Origin of the sequence: Tenacibaculum ascidiaceicola (genome assembly GCF_047470925.1) — a bacterium.
Lineage (GTDB): Bacteria > Bacteroidota > Bacteroidia > Flavobacteriales > Flavobacteriaceae > Polaribacter > Polaribacter discolor.
Map to the genome: position 1 here is coordinate 227,912 of NZ_JAZKJP010000010.1, position 18,822 is coordinate 246,733.

Annotated in this window: 25 protein-coding genes; 16 read left to right on the forward strand and 9 right to left on the reverse strand. The window is 29.1% G+C overall.

The annotated features are described in order from the left end of the window. Positions 1 to 6: 6 nt before the first annotated feature. The 3 genes from VBY68_RS10850 to prfB form a co-directional block, all read right to left on the reverse strand. Complete coding sequence (locus tag VBY68_RS10850; RefSeq protein ID WP_415269735.1) at positions 7 to 2,835, reverse strand: M16 family metallopeptidase; 2,829 nt, start codon at positions 2,833 to 2,835, stop codon at positions 7 to 9. 117 nt (positions 2,836 to 2,952) lie between these two features. After that, entirely contained in the window at positions 2,953 to 3,294 is a 342-nt protein-coding gene (gene arsC, locus VBY68_RS10855) for an arsenate reductase (glutaredoxin) (protein ID WP_415269736.1), read from the reverse strand. Between the two features lie 19 nt (positions 3,295 to 3,313). Next, a complete protein-coding gene (gene prfB, locus VBY68_RS10860) occupies positions 3,314 to 4,408 on the reverse strand; it encodes a peptide chain release factor 2 (RefSeq protein WP_124590857.1) in 1,095 nt (364 codons plus the stop codon). Positions 4,409 to 4,444: 36 nt separating this feature from the next. On the opposite strand from prfB, the gene VBY68_RS10865 reads away from it, so the two are divergent. Next, entirely contained in the window at positions 4,445 to 5,467 is a 1,023-nt protein-coding gene (locus VBY68_RS10865; protein WP_415269737.1) for a threonine aldolase family protein, read from the forward strand. Here the strand turns inward: VBY68_RS10865 and VBY68_RS10870 are convergent. From VBY68_RS10870 to VBY68_RS10880, 3 genes are all read right to left on the reverse strand, one after another. Next, the gene (locus VBY68_RS10870) at positions 5,464 to 5,946 is read right to left on the reverse strand and encodes a hypothetical protein (RefSeq protein WP_415269738.1); all 483 of its coding nucleotides are present in this window, start codon (positions 5,944 to 5,946) and stop codon (positions 5,464 to 5,466) included. The two genes, VBY68_RS10865 and VBY68_RS10870, sit on opposite strands and share 4 nt — an antisense overlap. 81 nt (positions 5,947 to 6,027) lie before the next feature. Beyond that, positions 6,028 to 6,648: a hypothetical protein gene (locus VBY68_RS10875; RefSeq protein WP_273694604.1), complete on the reverse strand. Its 621-nt coding sequence runs from the start codon at positions 6,646 to 6,648 to the stop codon at positions 6,028 to 6,030. Positions 6,649 to 6,654: 6 nt separating this feature from the next. Beyond that, on the reverse strand, positions 6,655 to 7,149 hold the full coding sequence (locus tag VBY68_RS10880) for an RNA polymerase sigma factor (RefSeq protein WP_124590861.1): 495 nt from the start codon (positions 7,147 to 7,149) through the stop codon (positions 6,655 to 6,657). Between the two features lie 151 nt (positions 7,150 to 7,300). Between VBY68_RS10880 and VBY68_RS10885 the strand changes: the two genes are divergently transcribed. The 12 genes from VBY68_RS10885 (at position 7,301) to VBY68_RS10940 (ending at position 14,622) form a co-directional block, all read left to right on the forward strand. Then, positions 7,301 to 7,717: a DUF2141 domain-containing protein gene (locus tag VBY68_RS10885; RefSeq protein WP_124590862.1), complete on the forward strand. Its 417-nt coding sequence runs from the start codon at positions 7,301 to 7,303 to the stop codon at positions 7,715 to 7,717. Positions 7,718 to 7,761: 44 nt separating this feature from the next. Beyond that, positions 7,762 to 9,117: a 2TM domain-containing protein gene (locus tag VBY68_RS10890; protein ID WP_121147162.1), complete on the forward strand. Its 1,356-nt coding sequence runs from the start codon at positions 7,762 to 7,764 to the stop codon at positions 9,115 to 9,117. Position 9,118: 1 nt separating this feature from the next. Beyond that, entirely contained in the window at positions 9,119 to 9,415 is a 297-nt protein-coding gene (locus VBY68_RS10895) for a 2TM domain-containing protein (RefSeq protein ID WP_099216482.1), read from the forward strand. Continuing rightward, on the forward strand, positions 9,405 to 9,692 hold the full coding sequence (locus VBY68_RS10900) for a 2TM domain-containing protein (RefSeq protein WP_408026953.1): 288 nt from the start codon (positions 9,405 to 9,407) through the stop codon (positions 9,690 to 9,692). Before VBY68_RS10895 ends, VBY68_RS10900 begins: the two co-directional genes overlap by 11 nt. Before the next feature lies 1 nt (position 9,693). Further along, positions 9,694 to 10,035, forward strand: a complete 342-nt coding sequence (locus VBY68_RS10905; protein ID WP_415269739.1) for a 2TM domain-containing protein — start codon at positions 9,694 to 9,696, stop codon at positions 10,033 to 10,035. A gap of 215 nt (positions 10,036 to 10,250) precedes the next feature. Further along, positions 10,251 to 11,189: a hypothetical protein gene (locus VBY68_RS10910; RefSeq protein ID WP_415269740.1), complete on the forward strand. Its 939-nt coding sequence runs from the start codon at positions 10,251 to 10,253 to the stop codon at positions 11,187 to 11,189. A gap of 35 nt (positions 11,190 to 11,224) precedes the next feature. Beyond that, the gene (locus tag VBY68_RS10915; RefSeq protein ID WP_415269741.1) at positions 11,225 to 11,431 is read left to right on the forward strand and encodes a hypothetical protein; all 207 of its coding nucleotides are present in this window, start codon (positions 11,225 to 11,227) and stop codon (positions 11,429 to 11,431) included. A 91-nt stretch (positions 11,432 to 11,522) separates the two neighbouring features. Then, positions 11,523 to 12,464: a grasp-with-spasm system ATP-grasp peptide maturase gene (gene gwsG, locus VBY68_RS10920; RefSeq protein WP_415269742.1), complete on the forward strand. Its 942-nt coding sequence runs from the start codon at positions 11,523 to 11,525 to the stop codon at positions 12,462 to 12,464. Between the two features lie 11 nt (positions 12,465 to 12,475). Further along, on the forward strand, positions 12,476 to 12,619 hold the full coding sequence (locus VBY68_RS10925; protein ID WP_415269743.1) for a hypothetical protein: 144 nt from the start codon (positions 12,476 to 12,478) through the stop codon (positions 12,617 to 12,619). Next, complete coding sequence (gene gwsS / locus VBY68_RS10930; RefSeq protein WP_415269744.1) at positions 12,616 to 13,650, forward strand: grasp-with-spasm system SPASM domain peptide maturase; 1,035 nt, start codon at positions 12,616 to 12,618, stop codon at positions 13,648 to 13,650. Before VBY68_RS10925 ends, gwsS begins: the two co-directional genes overlap by 4 nt. A 45-nt stretch (positions 13,651 to 13,695) precedes the next feature. Continuing rightward, a complete protein-coding gene (locus tag VBY68_RS10935; RefSeq protein WP_415269745.1) occupies positions 13,696 to 13,845 on the forward strand; it encodes a 2TM domain-containing protein in 150 nt (49 codons plus the stop codon). A 21-nt stretch (positions 13,846 to 13,866) separates the two neighbouring features. Further along, positions 13,867 to 14,622: a LytR/AlgR family response regulator transcription factor gene (locus VBY68_RS10940; RefSeq protein WP_121147164.1), complete on the forward strand. Its 756-nt coding sequence runs from the start codon at positions 13,867 to 13,869 to the stop codon at positions 14,620 to 14,622. Here the strand turns inward: VBY68_RS10940 and VBY68_RS10945 are convergent. The 3 genes from VBY68_RS10945 to VBY68_RS10955 all read right to left on the reverse strand — a co-directional run bounded on the left by VBY68_RS10945 (position 14,619) and on the right by VBY68_RS10955 (position 16,315). After that, a complete protein-coding gene (locus VBY68_RS10945; protein WP_415269746.1) occupies positions 14,619 to 15,410 on the reverse strand; it encodes a helix-turn-helix domain-containing protein in 792 nt (263 codons plus the stop codon). The genes VBY68_RS10940 and VBY68_RS10945 overlap by 4 nt on opposite strands. 5 nt (positions 15,411 to 15,415) lie before the next feature. Next, positions 15,416 to 15,694 (reverse strand): putative quinol monooxygenase, encoded by a 279-nt coding sequence (locus tag VBY68_RS10950; RefSeq protein WP_415269747.1) that lies wholly within the window; start codon positions 15,692 to 15,694, stop codon positions 15,416 to 15,418. 78 nt (positions 15,695 to 15,772) lie between these two features. After that, positions 15,773 to 16,315, reverse strand: coding sequence for a flavodoxin family protein (locus tag VBY68_RS10955; RefSeq protein ID WP_124590867.1), 543 nt, complete (start codon positions 16,313 to 16,315; stop codon positions 15,773 to 15,775). A 139-nt stretch (positions 16,316 to 16,454) separates the two neighbouring features. Here VBY68_RS10955 and VBY68_RS10960 point away from each other — a divergent pair, with 139 nt between their 5' ends. The 3 genes from VBY68_RS10960 to VBY68_RS10970 all read left to right on the forward strand — a co-directional run bounded on the left by VBY68_RS10960 (position 16,455) and on the right by VBY68_RS10970 (position 18,788). Further along, positions 16,455 to 17,309 (forward strand): PPK2 family polyphosphate kinase, encoded by an 855-nt coding sequence (locus VBY68_RS10960; RefSeq protein ID WP_415269748.1) that lies wholly within the window; start codon positions 16,455 to 16,457, stop codon positions 17,307 to 17,309. 91 nt (positions 17,310 to 17,400) lie between these two features. After that, positions 17,401 to 18,228 (forward strand): 3'-5' exonuclease, encoded by an 828-nt coding sequence (locus VBY68_RS10965; protein WP_099216437.1) that lies wholly within the window; start codon positions 17,401 to 17,403, stop codon positions 18,226 to 18,228. Positions 18,229 to 18,302: 74 nt separating this feature from the next. Beyond that, positions 18,303 to 18,788, forward strand: coding sequence for an ABC transporter ATPase (locus VBY68_RS10970; RefSeq protein WP_415269749.1), 486 nt, complete (start codon positions 18,303 to 18,305; stop codon positions 18,786 to 18,788). Positions 18,789 to 18,822 lie beyond the last annotated feature (34 nt).

The window sequence follows — 18,822 nt, forward strand, 5'->3', positions numbered from 1 at the left end:
TTAAAATTATTTTTCAGGGTTTAAAACACCTAAAATATATCCATTAGTTAAATATTTTTTAGCTACTTTTTGAATATCCTTTTTAGTTAAAGAGTTCACTCTATCTTCAAAAGAAGCTATATCTGAAACATTATTATTTTGATAGTCTATATTTTTAATTGTGCTTAACCAAAAACGATTCTTTTTAAGATCTTCTTTGTAGTCGGCAATCATTCCTTTTTGAGCTTTCATTAAATCTTCTTCAGTTGGTCCGTTTTTAACAACCGAAGCAACTTCAGCAACAGAAATATTTTTTAATTTTTCAACATTTTCAGGAGCACAAGGGTATGAAATAGTAAAGTTATACCAACCGTAAGGCATTTTAGAGATACTACCACGAGTTCTTGAAGAATACACTCCACCTTCTTGTTCACGTAACTTTTCAGTTAATTTAATTCCAACAACTTCACCTAAAATTTTAAAAGCTAATGCATCTTTTTTATTGTATTTAGCTTTTCCTTGATAAGTGATACGCACATTACTTTTAGGATCTTTACCTTTAGTAACTGTTTTAGTATGAGAACCAGATAAAGGTCTAAAATCTGACACTCTATATGCCTCATTAGAATTTTTTCCTGGTAAACCCGCAATATATTTAGTTGCATACTCAGCAAGTTTCTTCTCATCAACATTACCAACAAAATAGAAGTTGAAATCACCAGCATCAGCAAAACGCTCTTGATACTTTTTATATGCTAAGTTGTAATCAGCTTTTTCATATTTTTCTGGAGAAGGGAAGCCTGTATAACGAGGATCTTTTCCATAAACAAACTCACTCATTTCTTTTTGAAAGAAGAAATTAGGGCTAGCTAATAAGTTTCCTAAGAAGCTTTTTTGTTTGTTTACATAAGAGTTAAATGCTTTTTCATCTTTATTTAAAGAAGTAAAGTATAAATGTACCATTTGGAATAACTCTTCTAAGTCTTTAGGAGTAGCAGAACCTCTAAATCCTTCACTTAAGCTACTAATGAATGGAGAAACACGAATAATTTTACCAGACATCATTTTAGATAAATCTGTTTTAGAAAAACCGTTAATTCCAGCTTCAGAAAGCCCTCTGTTAGCAAATGAAGTAGCTTTTAATTCTTCATCAGAGTATAAAGAAGTTCCTCCGAAACTAAATGCTTCAAATAATACTTCATCATTTTTAAAATCGGTTTTCTTATAGGTAACTTTAGCTCCGTTACTTAAAGTCATAGTTTTTGTTCCTAAATTCTTGTTTTCAGTAACATTTACAATAGATCCAGGTGTTGGTTGTTTTGTTATTAAAGAGGCTGCTACTGCTTTATCTTCATAAGGCTTTAATTCTTTTGTTTTAACGTTATTTAAAGCATCAATAACTTGTTGTTCAGTAACAACTTTTTTAGGCCCAGTAATAACAACAACGCGATTATCATCATGTAAATAATTTTCAATAAGTTTATTTACTTCTTCTAATTTTACAGAAGGCAATAGCATTTGGTTAGCTTTGTACTCCCATTCAATACTTGGAATTGGTTCTTGCTCTAAGAAGTTGTTTACATATTCACCAACAATTCTTCTAGATTCTCTTTTATCTTTGTCTTTAAAAGCTTTTTCTATGCGAGCAGATATATTCATTTTTGCTCGGTCTAATTCACCTTGCTGGAAACCATATCTTTTAACACGTTCGCTTTCGTCTAATAATGCTTGTAAACCTTTTAACTGACCATCAGCACTTACACTAGCTCTTGATTGATACGCTTCTTTGCCACGAGCCCATGTTCCTCCATGGTAACTAAATCCGTATACAAAAGGAGGATTTTCGCTGTTACGTAACTCATCCAAACGATTGTTAATCATCTGAGTAAATAAAGACTTTACAATTGAATTTCTATAATCAGTAACTGTTACATCTGGTGTAGCCTCTCCATAATCTTTGTACATTAATTGAACACTAGAAAAAGGAGCTTCTTTATCTGCTTCAATTGCAATGAAAGTTTCTTTATGGTTTTTTAATGAGCCAACTTCTCTTTTACGAGGATTTTTAACAGCAGGGATTTTATTAAAGTGTGATTTGATTTTTTCCTCTAACACATCAATACTAACATCACCTACAGCTACAACAGCCATTAAATCTGGGCGATACCAATCCTTGTGAAAACGACGAATACTTTCATGTTTAAAGTTTTCTAAATTTTCTTTAGTTCCGATAGGTAATCTTTCAGCATATTTAGAACCATGCATTACTTTTGGCAAGTATTTTTCTAACATACGGCTGTCAGCTCCTCTACGAGAACGGTATTCTTCTAAGACAACACCACGTTCTTCATCAATGTCTTTTCCTTCTAATAAGGCTCCATGTGCCCAATCTTCAAGAATTTGAAAACCTTTTTCAAGTTTTTCTTTGTCATCACTTGGAATAGGTAAAATGTATACAGTTTCATCGAAACCTGTATATGCATTTAAGTGAGCACCAAATTTTACCCCAATTGATTGTAGGTAATCTACTAGTTCGTTCTTTTTGAAGTTTTTAGTTCCGTTAAAGTTCATGTGTTCCATGAAGTGAGCTAATCCTAATTGATCATCATCTTCTAAAATAGAACCTGCATTTACAACTAATCGTAACTCTACTTTGTTGGCTGGTTTTGGGTTTTGTTTGATGTAATAAGTCATCCCATTTGATAGTTTTCCTATCTTAACCGAAGGATCGGTTGGGATTTTCATAGCACTTACTTTTCCTTTTTTTGATAGCTTTTGTTGTGTTTCTTTTAAAGCTTGACTATACCCCGTAGATATAAAGAAGGCCAGGGATAGTCCTAATAATGTTTTTTTCATAGTATATGAATTTTAATTTGGAAGCAATTTACATTGAATTATTAATAAACTAAAAAATTAGTTATTTAAATTGTGTTAAAATAAAAAAGCTCCCAATTTCTTGAGAGCTTTTAAAAATTAAATAATTTCTTTTATGTTTTCTGGCGGTCTGCCTACTACAGCTTTATTTCCATTAATTACAATAGGTCTTTCTATTAACTTTGGATTTTTAGCCATTGCCGTAATAATCTCAGCACCTGATAGTTCTTTTCCTTTATATTCCTCTTTCCAAATTTTTTCATTTTTACGAACTAAATCAATCGGAGAAATATTTAAAAGGTTAATAATTTCTTTTAATTCTTCTTCAGAAGGAATAGTATCTAAATATTTTACGGTTTTAAACTCTTTACCAGAGTTTTCTAAAATTTCTAAACCTTGTCTTGATTTAGAACAACGTGGATTGTGGTATATTTTTATCATTTTAATGAGTTTTATAGTTTTAATCTTCTTTTTGTCCCATCATCATTAAATAAGCTTTTAAAAACGGATTGATATTTCCGTCCATAACAGCATCTACATTTCCTGTTTCATGAGCGGTACGTACATCTTTAACTAACTTATATGGGTGCATTACGTAATTACGAATTTGGCTTCCCCATTCATTTTTCATCTTATTTGCTTCAATTTCATCACGAGCAGCTAAACGTTTTTGTAATTCAATTTCATACAATTGTGATTTTAACATTTGCATAGCTGTAGCTCTGTTATCGTGTTGTGAACGAGAGTTAGAACATTGAATTTGAATTCCTGTTGGTTTATGTAATAATTGAACCTTAGTTTCAACTTTATTTACATTCTGTCCTCCAGCTCCACTAGAACGAGCTGTGGTAATTTCAATATCAGCAGGATTAACTTCTATTTCAATTGAATCATCAGCAACAGGGTATACATATACAGAAGCAAATGAGGTGTGACGTTTTGCATTACTATCAAAAGGAGATATACGAACCAAACGGTGCACGCCGTTTTCACCTTTTAACCATCCGAAGGCATAATCACCATCAAATTCTAAAGTAACCGTTTTTATACCAGCAACATCACCCTCTTGGTAGTTTAAAGTTTTTATTTTATAACCTTGCTTTTCAGCCCACATGGTATACATACGAGTAAGCATCTCTGCCCAATCACAACTTTCTGTTCCTCCTGCACCTGCTGTAATTTGTATCGTAGCACTTAAACTATCACCTTCTTCAGAAAGCATGTTTTTAAATTCAATATCTTCTAAGAAAGTAGCTGTTTTTTCAAACTGTGTTGTAAGTTCATTTTCATCAACATCACCTTCTTTATAAAAGTCATATAGTACAGTTAAATCATCATTCATAGCTAGAACAGCATTGTAATCTTCTACCCATTTCTTTTTAAAACGAAGTGATTTCATTACAGCTTCAGCCTCTTTCGGGTTGTTCCAAAAATCAGGGTTAGCTGTTTTTTCTTCTTCATTTGAAATTTCAATTAACTTCTTGTCAATTTCTAAATATCCTTTTAACTTGCCAATTCGTTCAGCGATATTTTTAAGCTGTTCGTGTGTAATCATAAATGCAAAAATACATTTTATAAATCGTAGTTAGAAATGGAAATAAACTTAATAAGTGATACTGTAACGAAGCCAACTAAAGGAATGTTGGAAGCAATGATGAGTGCTAAGGTAGGAGATGATGTTTTTAAAGCAGATCCAACAGTAAATTTACTACAAGAAAAAGTAGCTGATATGTTTGGAATGGAAGATGCTTTATTTTTTCCTTCGGGAACCATGGTAAATCAAACTGCGATAAAAATTCATACACAGCCAGGGGATAGAATGTTTTGTGATAAATGGGCACATGTATATAATTATGAAGGAGGAGGAGCTGCATTTAATGCAGGGGTAACTTCTTGTTTGATTGATGGAGATAGAGGAATGTTTACAGCTAAACAGTTAGATAGTTTAGTTGGAGGAAGAAATGATATCCATACTCCATACAGTAGATTAGTTTGTGCTGAAAATACGACGAATAAAGGAGGTGGTGCTTGTTGGGATTTTGAAGAATTGCAAAAGATTCAAAAAGTAGCTAAAGCAAATGATTTGGCATATCATTTAGATGGAGCACGTTTATTTAATGCATTAGTAGCAAAAAATGAAGCTCCAAAGCAATATGGAGAGTTATTTGATACGATTTCAATTTGTTTGTCAAAAGGATTAGGAGCTCCTGTAGGATCTGTATTAGTGGGTAGTAAAGCTCATATTGAAAAAGCATTACGTGTACGTAAGTTATTTGGTGGGGGAATGCGTCAAGCAGGTTTTTTAGCAGCAGCGGGAATTTATGCTTTAGATAATCAAGTGGAACGTTTAGCTGAGGATCATAAGAAAGCAAAAGAAATTGGGGCTGTTTTAGAAAAATGTTCTTACGTAGTAAAAGTAGAACCTATTGAAACGAATATTGTTATTTTTTATGTAGAAGATTCAATAAACCCAGATGACTTTATGAAAAAGATGGCAGAAAGAGGTGTATTACTAATTTCAATGGGTGAAGGAAAAATCCGTATTGTAACACATTTAGATTATACGGATGATATGCATGAAAAGCTGCTAGAAGAATTGAAAGCGTTTTTTTAAAAGAAAACTCTAACTACGGGAGTAAAACCTGAAGCATAGATACTTTTATTTTCGTCATATAGAACATCGTATTGTACTCCCAAGGATACACTACCTGTTTTATATGAAATTCCTAAGTTCAATGCAGGGTAGTTGTACTTTTCAGAGAATGAATTAGACTTTCTGTGAACATACATTTGTTGTAAATCTGAAGAAAGCTCTATCTCTCTAATAGGCCTGTATAGTATAAATATGTTTGGACTAAAAATATTTGATTTAAAAGAATCTTTTTTGTTGTAAGAATACCCAATACCCACACCTAGAGAAAAACTATCGTTAAAATCATATACAGCTGCAGGAGATATGGAAAGTGTTGTATTGTTAGAACCAAACCCAAAACCAACACTACCTCCAAAGCGAACATTATTCCAAAAATGATCTTCCTGAGTAAAAGCAATAGTAGAACAAATTAAAAATCCAAAAAGTAGTAATTTTCTCATATGTAAAAGGTTAACTCAGCTAATATAGGGAATAGTCATCACAAAATGTTAAGAGAAGTTTATAAAATAGTTAGTAAGTTTTTAGTTTAATTCTTCAAGCTTCGCTAACTCTTTATAGTTTTTGTTAAGCTTTCGTAGTAAAATACCATATAGTAGTTGGTAAAATAACCAATATAGACCTATAATTATAATTATAAGGAAAATAGAAACAACAATTACAGTTATATAAAAAGTAGCAGTATGAGCATGCTCTTCGTATAACAGGGTTTGAGTTATGGTAATAAGGGCAACAATAAAAACAAAACTTAAATTAATAAAAACATAAGCTTTAACTGTTTTACGAGTTTTTAAAATCTTAGACATTAAAACTTTAGTGTTATCTGAAGTAGAAATACTTTTGTAGTTTTTATAAAAACGTATTAAGAAATAAATGATTATTAAATAAGAAAGTATCTCAATTTCGAGCATGTAATTTCCTATAAAATGACCTTTTAAAGCATCATAATCATCAGGATTGACTCTAAAAAAAGAATTAATAACCGCTACAAAAACGAACTCTAAAAGGCCAATAATAAAAATCCATTTTACTATTGATGATGACTTGGAATGTGCCATTCTATAAATATCAACCTTAGAAACTTTGTTTGTTTCTTCTGATTGATTACCCCAAGCCTTTTTATATTTATCTAAATCTAAATCCATTTATTACTATGGGTTTAATACTTTTTTCAATTTATCTTTTGCTCTATTCATTTTCACACGAGCATTTACCTCACTAATACCTAAAGTTTCAGAGATTTCTTTGTAAGGTTTATCTTCTAGGTATAAAAAAATTAATGCCTTATCAATATCATTTAATTTACGGATAGCACCATACAGAGCTTTTAACTGTACCTCCTCAGTATCATCATACTCTTCAGCTTTAATTTTAAAAGAATAATCTGTGAAATTTTGTGTTTTTATACTTCTTGTTGATTTTCTGTATAAAGAAATAGCAGTATTTAATGCTACTCGATACATCCAAGTGCTAAACTTTGCATCTCCTCTGAACTTACTATAGTTTTTCCATAACTGAATGGTAATTTCTTGAAACAAATCATTATGAGCTTCTTGGTTAGTAGTATAAATCCTACAGACCTTATGCACAATGTTTTGATTGGCTTCGAAATCAGTTAAAAATTTATTTTCTAATTCTTTTTTCACTAAGTTTAGTAGAGTTGATATGTTATAAGTAGCTCAAAAATACAAATTGTTACAGCTCATCCTAAAAATAATACAACTCAGTTTGTTTTTATTTTAGAAATAAAGTCTTTGATGAATATTTGTGTCATAATTAACCATAAAAAATAACACGATGAAAATCTTAATACACATTTTTGTTATAGCAATTTTGTTTACTATTGAAACAGTGTCAGCTCAAAACAAAACAATTACAGCAACAGTTGTAAACGTTACTTCTGACAAAGGAAAAGTAAAGTTCGCTTTATACACTAAAGAGAACTTTAGAAAAGAACCATTGGAAGCTAAAGAATCACTAGTAAAAGAAGGAAAAAGCACTGTGGTTTTTGAAAAAGTACCTGTTGGTGAGTATGCTATTATTTGTTTTCATGATGCAAACAATAATAATAGAATGGATTTTGAACCTAACGGAATGCCTTTAGAAGATTATGGTGCATCAAATAATAATTTATCACGTTTTGGACCACCTCAATATGAAGCCGCAAAATTCTTAGTTAAGGATAAAGATGTATCTTTCGATATTAAATTTTAATGAACTAAGGTAAACTTAAGTTTGTAGTAAATAAAAGAAAAGAAATGAAGACACCATTAAAAAAAACACTTAAGAACTTAAAAAATGATATTTGGATTTGTACAAAGCTTACAATCATTTTTGGTGTTGTTTTTACTTTAATAAATCAAGCATTTACGTTAAAAGAAGCTGGATTGGTGTTTTTGTTTTCAGCAATGTATTCTTTTATTTTAGGACTAGGCAATGGAGTTATTAATGACTACTTAAGTGAAAAGTGGGATTGGGTTTCACAAACCAATCAAAGAGTTTGGGCAGGTATCATAACAACAATAAGCTACACTGTAGTGGCAGTATTATTAATCCATTACGTGCAATACTTTGTTATTTTTAATAACAATATAGATAACTTTTTTAAAGGTCAGTTTTTATGGATGCATTTATTTGCAATTATACTTTCATTAGCCATCGCTGTGTTTTTCCATGCAAAAGATTTTATGGTAAACTGGAAGGCATCGGTAAAACAAGAAACCACACAGCATGAAATAGTAGCTAAAACAGAAACAGCAAAGTTTGAAACCTTAAAGAGTCAAATAGATCCACACTTTTTATTCAATAGTCTAAATGTACTAACCTCTTTAATAAGTGAAAACCCAAAGCAAGCAGAAAAATTTACTACAAAATTATCTAAAGTATATAGGTATGTATTAGAGCAACGAAATAAAGAATTAGTACCTATACAAGAAGAATTACAATTTGCTAAGACGTATATGGAATTATTACAAATGCGTTTTGAAGAAGCTGTACAATTTAATATTCCAGAAGAAGTAAGTAATCCCGATTTAAAAATAGTTCCATTATCTCTTCAATTATTATTAGAGAATGCAGTAAAGCATAATGTAGTTTCTTCAACTAAACCTTTAGAAATAAAGATTTTTGAAGAAGAAGGCTTCTTAAAAATTCAAAATAATATTAATCCAAAAGAAGCTATAGGAAAAAGCACAAAAGTTGGATTAAGAAATATAGCAGATCGTTACGGTTTAATAACTGATAAAAACGTTCAAATAATTAATAACAATAAAACATTTACAGTGTGTTTACCACTGTTAATTAATATAAAAGATAGTATCATGGATACAAAAAGTTTAGAGAATAGTAACTACGTAAAAGCAGTAGAAAAGGTAGAAAAACTAAAAGAGTTTTACCAAAATTTAGTTTCGTATTGTATAGTCATTCCTTTTTTAATATTTATAAACCTTAAAACATATTCAAAATTTCAATGGTTTTGGTTTCCAATGATAGGTTGGGGAATAGGACTAGTTTTTCATTATTTAGAAGTAAATAATTATAGTTTATTCTTAGGAAAAAACTGGGAAGAACGCAAGATTAAGGAATTAATGGATGATGATAAAAACTATAAGTAAAATGAAAAAAGACCATACAATAGAGTATAAATACGCAAAAGCAAAAAAGAAAGTAGAAAAAATTAAAGGTTTTTATGTTCACCTTATAGTAACAGTACTAATTATACCCGTTTTGATTTTTATAAACTTAAAGTTTGTACCCAGTTATCATTGGTTTTATTACCCAATAATAGGAATGTTAATAGGTGTGTTTTTTCATTGGCTAGGAGTTTTCGGAATAGAAAAAATAGGGTTAGGAAAAGATTGGGAAGAACGAAAAATTAAAGAATTTTTAGAAAATAATAACAATGGAAAATAATTATACAGAAGAGAAAAAGTATTTAGAAGCAAAAAAGAAAGTAAAACAGGTTAAAGGGTTTTATGCTCATGTTTTAGTAAATATAATTTCAGTAATTATTATTGTTTTAGTGAATTTAAAATTCTCACCTTATTATCATTGGTTTTGGTTTCCTGTTATAGGAATAGTACTAGTTACTTTTATTCATTGGATGCTAGTTTTTGGAGTTAATGCATTAGGTTTTGGAAAAGATTGGGAGGAGAAAAAGATAAACGAATACCTTAATAAAAAGGATTAGTATGGAAAATGATTATAAAGAAGAACATAAATATTTATTAGCTAAAAAAAGAGTAGAAAAAATAAAAGGATTTTACTGGCACTTGGCAGCGTATGTAATTGTGAATATATTTATTTCAGTCGTAATTATTATGGGATTGATGAATGAAGATAAATTAACTTTTACAAAATCAATAACCAATTTTGGGGTGTATGCTACTTGGCTTTTTTGGGGGATTGGAGTTTTTTTTCATTGGTTAGGAGTATTTGGAAACAATATGTTTTTTAATAAAGATTGGGAACAACGTAAAATACAAGAGTATCTAGATGAATTAAAAAAGAAAGAAAATGGAAACTTTAAATAGAGAACAACAATATATAAGAGCTCAAAGAAGAGTAGAAGAAATTAAAAAAATCTACAAGCATAATGAAGAATATGAGTGTTTTTCTTGTGGTAATATATGGTTTTGATTTGTAAAAATAAATGTTAAAATTTTAAGCAACTTTCTATTAAACTATGTTTCAGTTGCGTGTTTTATATGTTTTTGTATATATTTGTATACTGAAAAAGAATTAAAAATTGAAATTAAATTTATCCTCTGTTTTATCTTTTGTGCTTTTTGCTCCTTTCTTATTAGCTTCTTGTAGGGCTGTTAAAGAAAATAAAAGCCTTGAAACTTCTGAAAATTCTTACTCCACTTATTATAGTAATGTGGCAAAGGCAGATTCCTTGTTTGCTGTAAAAAGATATTCAGAAGCATATAATATTTTCAATGAGACATTCAATAAATACAAGCCTTTGAACACCTTTAATTTTAGAGAATATACCAGGTATGTAATTTCTAAGCATTTATCAGGAAATGATGTTTCTAAAAAAGAAGTTGAGCGTTTAATTAGTGAATATGGAGGAGCTTCTTCTATGTATATGCACAGAGATTCCACTTTAAAACATTTACTTAAAAAACATAAAATTAGTAAGAGAGAAATTGATTCTTTGAATGATTCTTATGTCAAATCTTTAGATACGGTTTTGCGAAAGCAATTATTCAAGGCGATTGAAGAAGATCAATATTACAGAACTTATTATGAAGGAAAAGATAAAGATAAGCTTTGGAAAAAAAGTGATTCTATTAATGAGAAACTTTTAGTTGATTTATTTGAGAAAAATATATTCCCAAATGAAACAATTATAGGTCCTAAATTTTATAAAGGTTCAGTAGTTGACATTGATGTTCTCTTATTGCATACAAAGGATAGCATAAGAATGAACTATTTTTTACCTAAAATGAAGAAATTTATTTTTGAAGGTAAATGCGAACCTCATATCTATGCCATTATGGTAGATCAATACCATTTATATAATGACAGAGAACAACTTTATGGGACATATAACACAAAAGAGCTTTCACCAAAAAAATATAGCTATTACAATGAAAATAGAAGAAAGCTAAGAATTGGATTACCAACTATCGAGTTTGATATTTTTTGGCAAGACTACCTTATAAACTTGTGGAATTAAAATTGTAACCTAATTATTAATTATAAATATTTATTATGAAAAGATCATTAAAATCGATCGGAGCCTTCGCTCAAGAAAATGAAAGTTTAAACAACCAATCAATGTCTAGTGTTAAAGGAGGTGAGCATTCGGTAGAATCGCCAGGGGATATGGTAAAATATTCTACCGCTGCTAGTTCAGAAGGAGGTGATACTGATTGTATAGACAAAATTAGCTGGGGACCTTCTACAATTTATAACTAGAGAGTAATAATTTGTAGTAGGATTACATTTTGTGAAAAAGAGTGCTAGGCAAATTTGTCTAGCATTTTTAAATTGAATTAATTCAATAATTATGGTTTTAATAATTTCAAAAGAAAATGAGGCTTCTACTTTGGATGTTATTAGCTGGCTTAACAGGAAAAATGTAGCATGGATACGTATAAATAAAGAAGATAAAGTAATTGTAACCCCTGTTGCTGATGACTTTCTTTTTAATTTTAATAATGAAAGTTTTAAATTATCTGAAATAAAATCAGTTTGGTATAGAAGAGGATATATAAATAATAATTCTTTTGTCTCTACAGAAAAGGATTATAAAAAAATATACAAGTCCCTTTTAAGTTTTTTAGAATTAGAGGGAGAATCTTTAAAAGAGTATTTATATTTTTTGTTATTTAAGAAAAAACACCTAAATACGTTTTCAACTGCAACTGTAAATAAATTGATTGCAATAGATATTGCAGAAAGTGTAGGTTTAAATGTTCCTAAAAGTTATGTCATAAATTCAAAAAAAGAGTTTTTAAAAATTAAAAAGTACGAAACTTCTTTAGTAACTAAAACAATTTTTGGAAATCCTATAATAAGAATTAATAAGAAGAAAGGAGCCATGTATACCAATCTAGTTGATGATATAAAAGAAGATACATTTTTTCCTTCTTTGTTTCAAAAAACAATTCAAAAAAAATATGAATTGAGAGTTTTTTACTTAGATGATAAGACTTATTCTATGGCTATATTTTCTCAGAAAAACAAAGCAACATCTATAGATTTGAGAAACCATGATTTTGATATAGTGCAAAGAAAAGTCCCCTATAAATTACCTGAAAAAATAGAGAGCAAAATAAAACTCTTAATGAGTAGGTTAAACTTAAACTCTGGTTCTATTGATATTCTTGTTACACCAAATAACAAATATTACTTTTTAGAGGTTAATCCAGTTGGTCAATTCGGAATGCTCTCTTATCCCTGTAATTATAGAATAGAAGAAAAAATAGCTGATTATTTAGCTAATTAAAAGAAATGAAAATGAGAGATAAACAACACTTATTACCTGTTATAACTAAATATATAACCTATGCAAAAAATGATTCCTACTTAAAGATTCCTCAAGAAATAAAAAAAGTTCCTGAATCTATGTCAAATCCTCATAAAGAAATTATAAGATTATGATAAAGAAAAATTATTTCCAATTATTTGCTAATTGTTTAATAGTAAAAGGAGCTAGTAGGTCTACTATTTGTGATTTACAAGCAAAAGAAGTCTTTATTTTGCCAAATGAAATAGCAGATATAATAGAAAGCCTTAATAATAGAGAGAGTATTTCTTCTATAAAAAAAGAGTTTCATCCTGATGAAGAAAAAATTATAGATGAAGCCCTGCTTCATTTGGAGAATAAAAATTTTGGTTTTTTTTGTGAGATAGAAGAATTCGATTTGTTTCCTGATCTTGATACTACTTATAAGACAGCGAACCAATTAAATGATATTATTGTAGAACTAGATTTTTTTGATTTTGAAAAACTTCAAAGGATAAAAGAAATAGCAAGAATAACTAGCAGTAAATCATTACATTTCGTCTGTTATTTTTCTTTGAGTAAAACGGAATTAAATAAGCTTTTAAAGCTTTTTAATTTAAAAAGCTTATCTACTATCGAAATCATTATGAAATACCATAATAATCAAGATAAAGCATTTTTTGAAGAAGCTCACCTCAGTAATCCAAGGTTTAAAAAAGTTATTTTACATGGAAGCTCTTTTTCAGAAGAGAATTATTTTCAAATTCCTTTTTTTACCTCCAAACATCTTGAGACAACATTTACTGATTTTTCTTTTTGTGGTACTATCTCTAAAAAATACTTCACTCTTAATCAGGAAAAATTTTTAGAGTCTCTAAATTTTAACTCTTGTTTAAATCAAAAACTAGCAATTGATAGAAAAGGGAATATAAAAAATTGCCCAGCTCTCGATTTAACTTTTGGAAATATAAAAAACACGGAGGTAGAATTTATTTCAAAGGAACTATTAAATAGTAAAGATTATACAAAACTTACATCTATAAAAAAAGATGACATAAACGATTGTAAAGTATGTGAATTCAGACATATTTGCACTGATTGTAGAGCGTTTCTCTCTGAACCCATTAATCCTCTCTCAAAACCTCTTAAATGTAGTTATAACCCATATAGAGGAGAATGGTCTTAAGACTTAGTAATATATAAAGATATTGTTTATAGAGATGAGTCAGTAATGGAGGCCTTTTTAGATATAAACAACTATAATTTATTCTTTTGGTGGGGAGTTATAGTATTTTTACACGGATTTAATGTTTTTGCAAAAGGAAAACTTTTTTCTAAAAAATGGGAAGAACGAAAGATTAAAGAATATATGAACAAATAATTGCTAAAAATAAACCAAACTATGAATGTTATAATTATTGAAGATGAAAAGCCAGCTGCAAGAAGGTTAAGTAGAATGTTAGCGGAACTAAACATAGAAGTTCAGCAAATGTTGCATTCAGTAGAAGAATCAATTAATTGGTTTCAAAATAATACTCATCCAGATTTGATATTTTTAGATATTCAGCTTTCAGACGGGTTATCATTTGAGATTTTTGAAGAAGTAATAGTAAAATCAGCCATTATTTTTACCACTGCTTATGACGAATATGCATTAAAAGCATTCAAGTTAAATTCAATAGACTATCTATTAAAGCCAATAGATGAAGACGAGTTAAAAATAGCTGTAGATAAGTTTAAAGAACATCAACCTTTACAAAGTAACATTCAAGTCAATATAAATGACATTCGTAAGCTATTAATTAATCCTGTAGATAGAAAGTATAAAAAACGATTTACTATAAAAGTAGGACAGCACTTAAAAATAATTAATACAGAAGATATTGAATGCTTTTATTCGGAAAATAAAGCAACTTATATACAGACCAATTCCAACAGAAACTATTTGATAGATAATTCTTTAGAGTACTGGCAAGAAGAGTTAGATCCAGAGCAGTTTTTTAGAGTAAATAGAACATTTATAGTACATATAAACGCTATAAAAGATATTGTGTCTTATACAAACTCACGCTTACAACTAAAATTAGAATCTTATGAAGACTCAGAAATAATTGTAAGTAGGGAGCGTGTAAAAGATTTTAAAAACTGGATTGACTAGCTTAAAGGTTTATAATAAAAGTGGTTTTCAAAGTTTTTAGTTACAAAATACTGGGAAGGTTTAAGATTTGTAAAACTTTGAAATTCTTTAATAAAATGACTTTGGTCGTAATAACCATTATCTAAAGCAGTAGACAAATAATGTTTGTTACTCGATAGCAATACTTGTTTTACAGTTTTTTGAAGCCTAGTGATTCGTTGAAATTTTTTAGGAGAAACGCCAAACTTTTGTTTGAAAAGACGTTCAAATTGACGGTAACTTAAGTTACTATGATAGGCTAATTCGTGAAGAGATATTGAATTAAAGTTTTTGTATAGAGTTTTAATTATCAAATCCCAATTAACGATAGTAGAAAAATGATGTTTTTTTAATTGATTGCATAGAAAGAAATCAATTAGTTTAATTTTTTCTTCTATACTAGGTAATGAATAAAGAATTTCTAAAAGTTCTCTACCTTCATTATTCCATATTCCTTCTACAGACAAATATTGATTAACAATTTGTGTATGTGGTATGGAAGTAAAATGTCTAAAACCGCCACTATGAAAACGTACAGAAATATAATTTACATTGTTAGTTGAATCAAAAATTAATTTTTCCCTCGGACAAATAATATGAGCAACATCTAATTTTTTATTATTGATAGATAAAGGGGTATCAATATGAAAAAGTACTTCTAAACCAGTGCCTGGTAAAATTAAAGGAAGACTTTTGGTTTGAGAACAAACAAAATACCTATCAATATAAGGAGATAGGTAATTTGATGGTTTATAGTGTTTTATACTCATTTAAATTAATAAATATTTATAATAGGCTCTTTGGTAATTAAAGGAGTAATATCCTTTATAAATTGATGAAAGTAAGCAGAGTTATTATGTGTATTTACAGCTTTGCTATCAATATACTCTTCATAAAACAAATAATTACCTTCATTAAATAGGTCTTTATGTAATTGATAGGTAATACATCCTGTTTCAGCGTTACTCGTTTTTACCATTTCTACAGCCAATTTCAAAAAATCGTTTTCTTTTCCTTGTTGAATTGTTATTTGAGCTATAATTACTTTTTGCATTGTGATGAATTAAAATTAAAACTCAAAAATACTGTCAAAGGTTTCTTATAAATTGTAAAAAAACGACATCTTAAAATTCTAACGGGTTAAAACATCCTTAAAATTTTTAGTAGCTAAAATATTTCTAAATTCATTAATTTTAACTTTAGCATCAGGATGTATGTCGTTTCCGTCTTCAGTAAACCAAGCATGGGTACTACCAAGATAGTTCATACCTAAATATTTAGCACTTTCAATAAAAGGCATTTCAAAACCATTTCTACGGTCATCAGCCCATGAGTTACTAATCATAGCCATATTTTTACCACGTAATTGTCTTCCTAAATCTTTCTTATATTTTAGTAGGTCAGACAATCTGTCAAAAAAAGTTTTTAAAGTAGCACTCATGGTATACCAGTAAACAGGAGTAGCAAATACAAGGGTATCGTACTTGTTAATAATTTCTTCCATTAGGGGAATAAAGTCATCACCAGCATTAGAGAAGTCGTATTCAAACACACCAATATTTTTGGTTTTTAAGTCAACAAAATCAAAAGATTTATTACTGTTGAGGTAGTTAATCACTTTATTAGTGTTTCCTGTACTTTTAGAGCTAGCTTGTATAATAATTGTTTTATTCATCTGTTGTTTATTTGGAAGTAAAGCTCAAAAAAATAAATTAAGAAATATTTTAGATTTAATTGTAATAATTGATAATAACCAAGAAAAAATCAATTAAAAAACTCTATATTTTTGTACTTTTATACTATATAAAAAGCGAATGAACACAAATACCTATAAATTTTCTAAAAAAAGAGAGTTAAAAGAATTTTCAACTAAAGAAATTGTCGATAATGCTAAGAAAAAGCTAAAAAAATCAAGAAAAAAGATTAGTGATTTACAAGACACTATGTATGCAGAGGGTAAGTATAGTGTTTTATTGTGCTTACAAGGAATGGATACAGCGGGAAAAGACAGTTTAATTCGCGAAGTTTTTAAAGATGTAAATGCGCGTGGAGTAGTGGTACATAGTTTTAAAGTACCAACAGATTTGGAGTTGAAGCACGATTTTTTATGGCGTCATTATACTGCATTACCCGCAAAAGGAAAAATAGGAGTTTTTAATCGTACACATTACGAGAATGTTTTGGTAACAAGAGTGCATCCAGAGTATATATTTGCAGAAAATATTCCGACAGTAAAAAGTTTAGATGATTTAACTGATGCTTTTTATCATAGTAGAATGGAACGTATTAATCAGTTTGAGAAACACATATCAGAAAACGGAACTATTGTTTTAAAATTCTTTTTAAATGTATCTAAAGAAGAACAAAAAAATAGGTTATTACGTAGGTTAAATATTGAAGAAAAAAACTGGAAATTTTCTGCTGGTGATCTTGAGGAAAGAAAGTTGTGGAATAAATATCAAGAGTGTTATGAAGATATGTTGCAAAGAACATCTACAGATAACGCACCTTGGTATATAATACCAGCTGATGATAAACCAACAGCACGTTACATTGTAGCAAAAACGTTAGAAGAAGAGTTAGAAAAATATAATTTTAAAGAGCCTACACTTCCGCAGAAAGTGTTAGACCAAATAGATGAATTCAAAAAAGAATTAAATAAAGAATAAAGAGTTAGAAAGTACAAAGCTGTAAAGTATAGATAGAGAACATACCAACTTTTTAAATATTAAAAACTTTCGAACTAGAGAAACAATATACATGAAACTAAACTTAACAAAACCAATCGTATTTTTTGATTTAGAAACAACAGGAGTAAACATAGCTAAAGATAGAGTAGTTGAAATATCTATTTTAAAAGTGTTTCCTAATGGTAATAAAGAAAGTAAAACATGGTTGGTGAATCCAGAAATAGAAATACCAAAAGAAGCATCAGATATTCATGGAATTACTAATGAAAAAGTAGTAACAGAACCAACTTTTAAAGAATTAGCACCGCAAATAAATGAGCTAATTGGCGATGCTGATTTAGCAGGGTTTAACTCAAACCGATTTGATATTCCTTTATTAGCAGAAGAATTATTACGAGCAGGAATTGATTTCGATATGAATAACCGTAAAGCTGTAGATGTACAAACTATTTTTCATAAAAAGGAACAACGAACGTTAGGAGCAGGATATCAGTTTTATTGTGGAAAAGAGTTAGTAGGAGCACATGGAGCAGAAGCAGATACCAATGCAACTTATGAAATCTTATTAGCACAAGTTGAGAAGTATGAAGATTTAGAAAACTCAGTAGAGGCATTAAGTGAGTTTTCCACACATGGAAAAAGAGCTGATTTTGCTGGTTTTATCTTATTTAATGATAAAGACCAAGAAATCTTTTCTTTTGGAAAGTATAAAGGAAGAACTGTAGAAGAAGTACTAAAAGAGAACCCAGGATATAATGCTTGGATACAAAATGCCGATTTTCCGTTATATACAAAAAAAGTATTACGAGAAATAAAAGAAAGAATGTCGGCACCAAAAGATACCATGACAGATGAAGAAAAGCTACAAGCTTTACAACAAAAATTTAATTTAAGGTAATCTTTAACATTTATTTTTAGTAATTATCTAAGTTGTTCTTTAATTTAGATATTACGAAAACAAACACTATAAAAATGTTTACAGAATATAAAAAACTACCTCAAAACTCAAGAGTTTGGGTGTATCAGTCAGATAGAGAGTTTACACAAGAAGAAATAGAGTTTATTAGTGCAAAAGCATTACTTTTTATAGATAATTGGACGCGTCATGGGGATGATTTAAGAGGATCTTTTACTATTAAGTACAATCAATTTTTAATATTGGGAGTAGATGAGAATTTTAATAACGTTTCAGGGTGTTCAATAGATGCTTCTGTACGTTTTATACAAGAATTAGAAAAAGAGCTAGAATTAGATTTAATGGATAAAATGAATGTTTCTTTTAAAGACGGAGATAACATTAATATCGTAAAACTTCCAGAGTTCCAAAATTTTGCCAAAGAACAAAAAGTAACAGCAGAAACAGTTGTGTTTAATAATATGGTAAATACTAAAGAAGATTTTGAGAAAAAATGGGAAGTGCCAGCAAATGAGAGTTGGCATGCACGATTTTTGGTATAACTATTGATTTCATTTAAAAGGAATTAAAACTTTA

Bases quoted from the DNA above. Each gene is read 5' to 3' on its own strand.
- VBY68_RS10890 (WP_121147162.1), top strand. From the start codon at position 7,762: ATGAAGACACCATTAAAAAAAACACTTAAGAACTTAAAAAATGATATT.
- VBY68_RS10850 (WP_415269735.1), bottom strand. From the start codon at position 2,835: ATGAAAAAAACATTATTAGGACTATCCCTGGCCTTCTTTATATCTACG.
- VBY68_RS10965 (WP_099216437.1), top strand. From the start codon at position 17,401: ATGAAACTAAACTTAACAAAACCAATCGTATTTTTTGATTTAGAAACA.
- VBY68_RS10960 (WP_415269748.1), top strand. From the start codon at position 16,455: ATGAACACAAATACCTATAAATTTTCTAAAAAAAGAGAGTTAAAAGAA.
- VBY68_RS10940 (WP_121147164.1), top strand. From the start codon at position 13,867: ATGAATGTTATAATTATTGAAGATGAAAAGCCAGCTGCAAGAAGGTTA.
- VBY68_RS10970 (WP_415269749.1), top strand. From the start codon at position 18,303: ATGTTTACAGAATATAAAAAACTACCTCAAAACTCAAGAGTTTGGGTG.
- VBY68_RS10900 (WP_408026953.1), top strand. From the start codon at position 9,405: ATGGAAAATAATTATACAGAAGAGAAAAAGTATTTAGAAGCAAAAAAG.
- VBY68_RS10885 (WP_124590862.1), top strand. From the start codon at position 7,301: ATGAAAATCTTAATACACATTTTTGTTATAGCAATTTTGTTTACTATT.
- gwsS (WP_415269744.1), top strand. From the start codon at position 12,616: ATGATAAAGAAAAATTATTTCCAATTATTTGCTAATTGTTTAATAGTA.
- VBY68_RS10955 (WP_124590867.1), bottom strand. From the start codon at position 16,315: ATGAATAAAACAATTATTATACAAGCTAGCTCTAAAAGTACAGGAAAC.
- VBY68_RS10945 (WP_415269746.1), bottom strand. From the start codon at position 15,410: ATGAGTATAAAACACTATAAACCATCAAATTACCTATCTCCTTATATT.
- VBY68_RS10875 (WP_273694604.1), bottom strand. From the start codon at position 6,648: ATGGATTTAGATTTAGATAAATATAAAAAGGCTTGGGGTAATCAATCA.
- VBY68_RS10905 (WP_415269739.1), top strand. From the start codon at position 9,694: ATGGAAAATGATTATAAAGAAGAACATAAATATTTATTAGCTAAAAAA.
- VBY68_RS10950 (WP_415269747.1), bottom strand. From the start codon at position 15,694: ATGCAAAAAGTAATTATAGCTCAAATAACAATTCAACAAGGAAAAGAA.
- VBY68_RS10925 (WP_415269743.1), top strand. From the start codon at position 12,476: ATGAGAGATAAACAACACTTATTACCTGTTATAACTAAATATATAACC.
- VBY68_RS10915 (WP_415269741.1), top strand. From the start codon at position 11,225: ATGAAAAGATCATTAAAATCGATCGGAGCCTTCGCTCAAGAAAATGAA.
- prfB (WP_124590857.1), bottom strand. From the start codon at position 4,408: ATGATTACACACGAACAGCTTAAAAATATCGCTGAACGAATTGGCAAG.
- gwsG (WP_415269742.1), top strand. From the start codon at position 11,523: ATGGTTTTAATAATTTCAAAAGAAAATGAGGCTTCTACTTTGGATGTT.
- arsC (WP_415269736.1), bottom strand. From the start codon at position 3,294: ATGATAAAAATATACCACAATCCACGTTGTTCTAAATCAAGACAAGGT.
- VBY68_RS10865 (WP_415269737.1), top strand. From the start codon at position 4,445: ATGGAAATAAACTTAATAAGTGATACTGTAACGAAGCCAACTAAAGGA.
- VBY68_RS10935 (WP_415269745.1), top strand. From the start codon at position 13,696: ATGGAGGCCTTTTTAGATATAAACAACTATAATTTATTCTTTTGGTGG.
- VBY68_RS10895 (WP_099216482.1), top strand. From the start codon at position 9,119: ATGAAAAAAGACCATACAATAGAGTATAAATACGCAAAAGCAAAAAAG.
- VBY68_RS10870 (WP_415269738.1), bottom strand. From the start codon at position 5,946: ATGAGAAAATTACTACTTTTTGGATTTTTAATTTGTTCTACTATTGCT.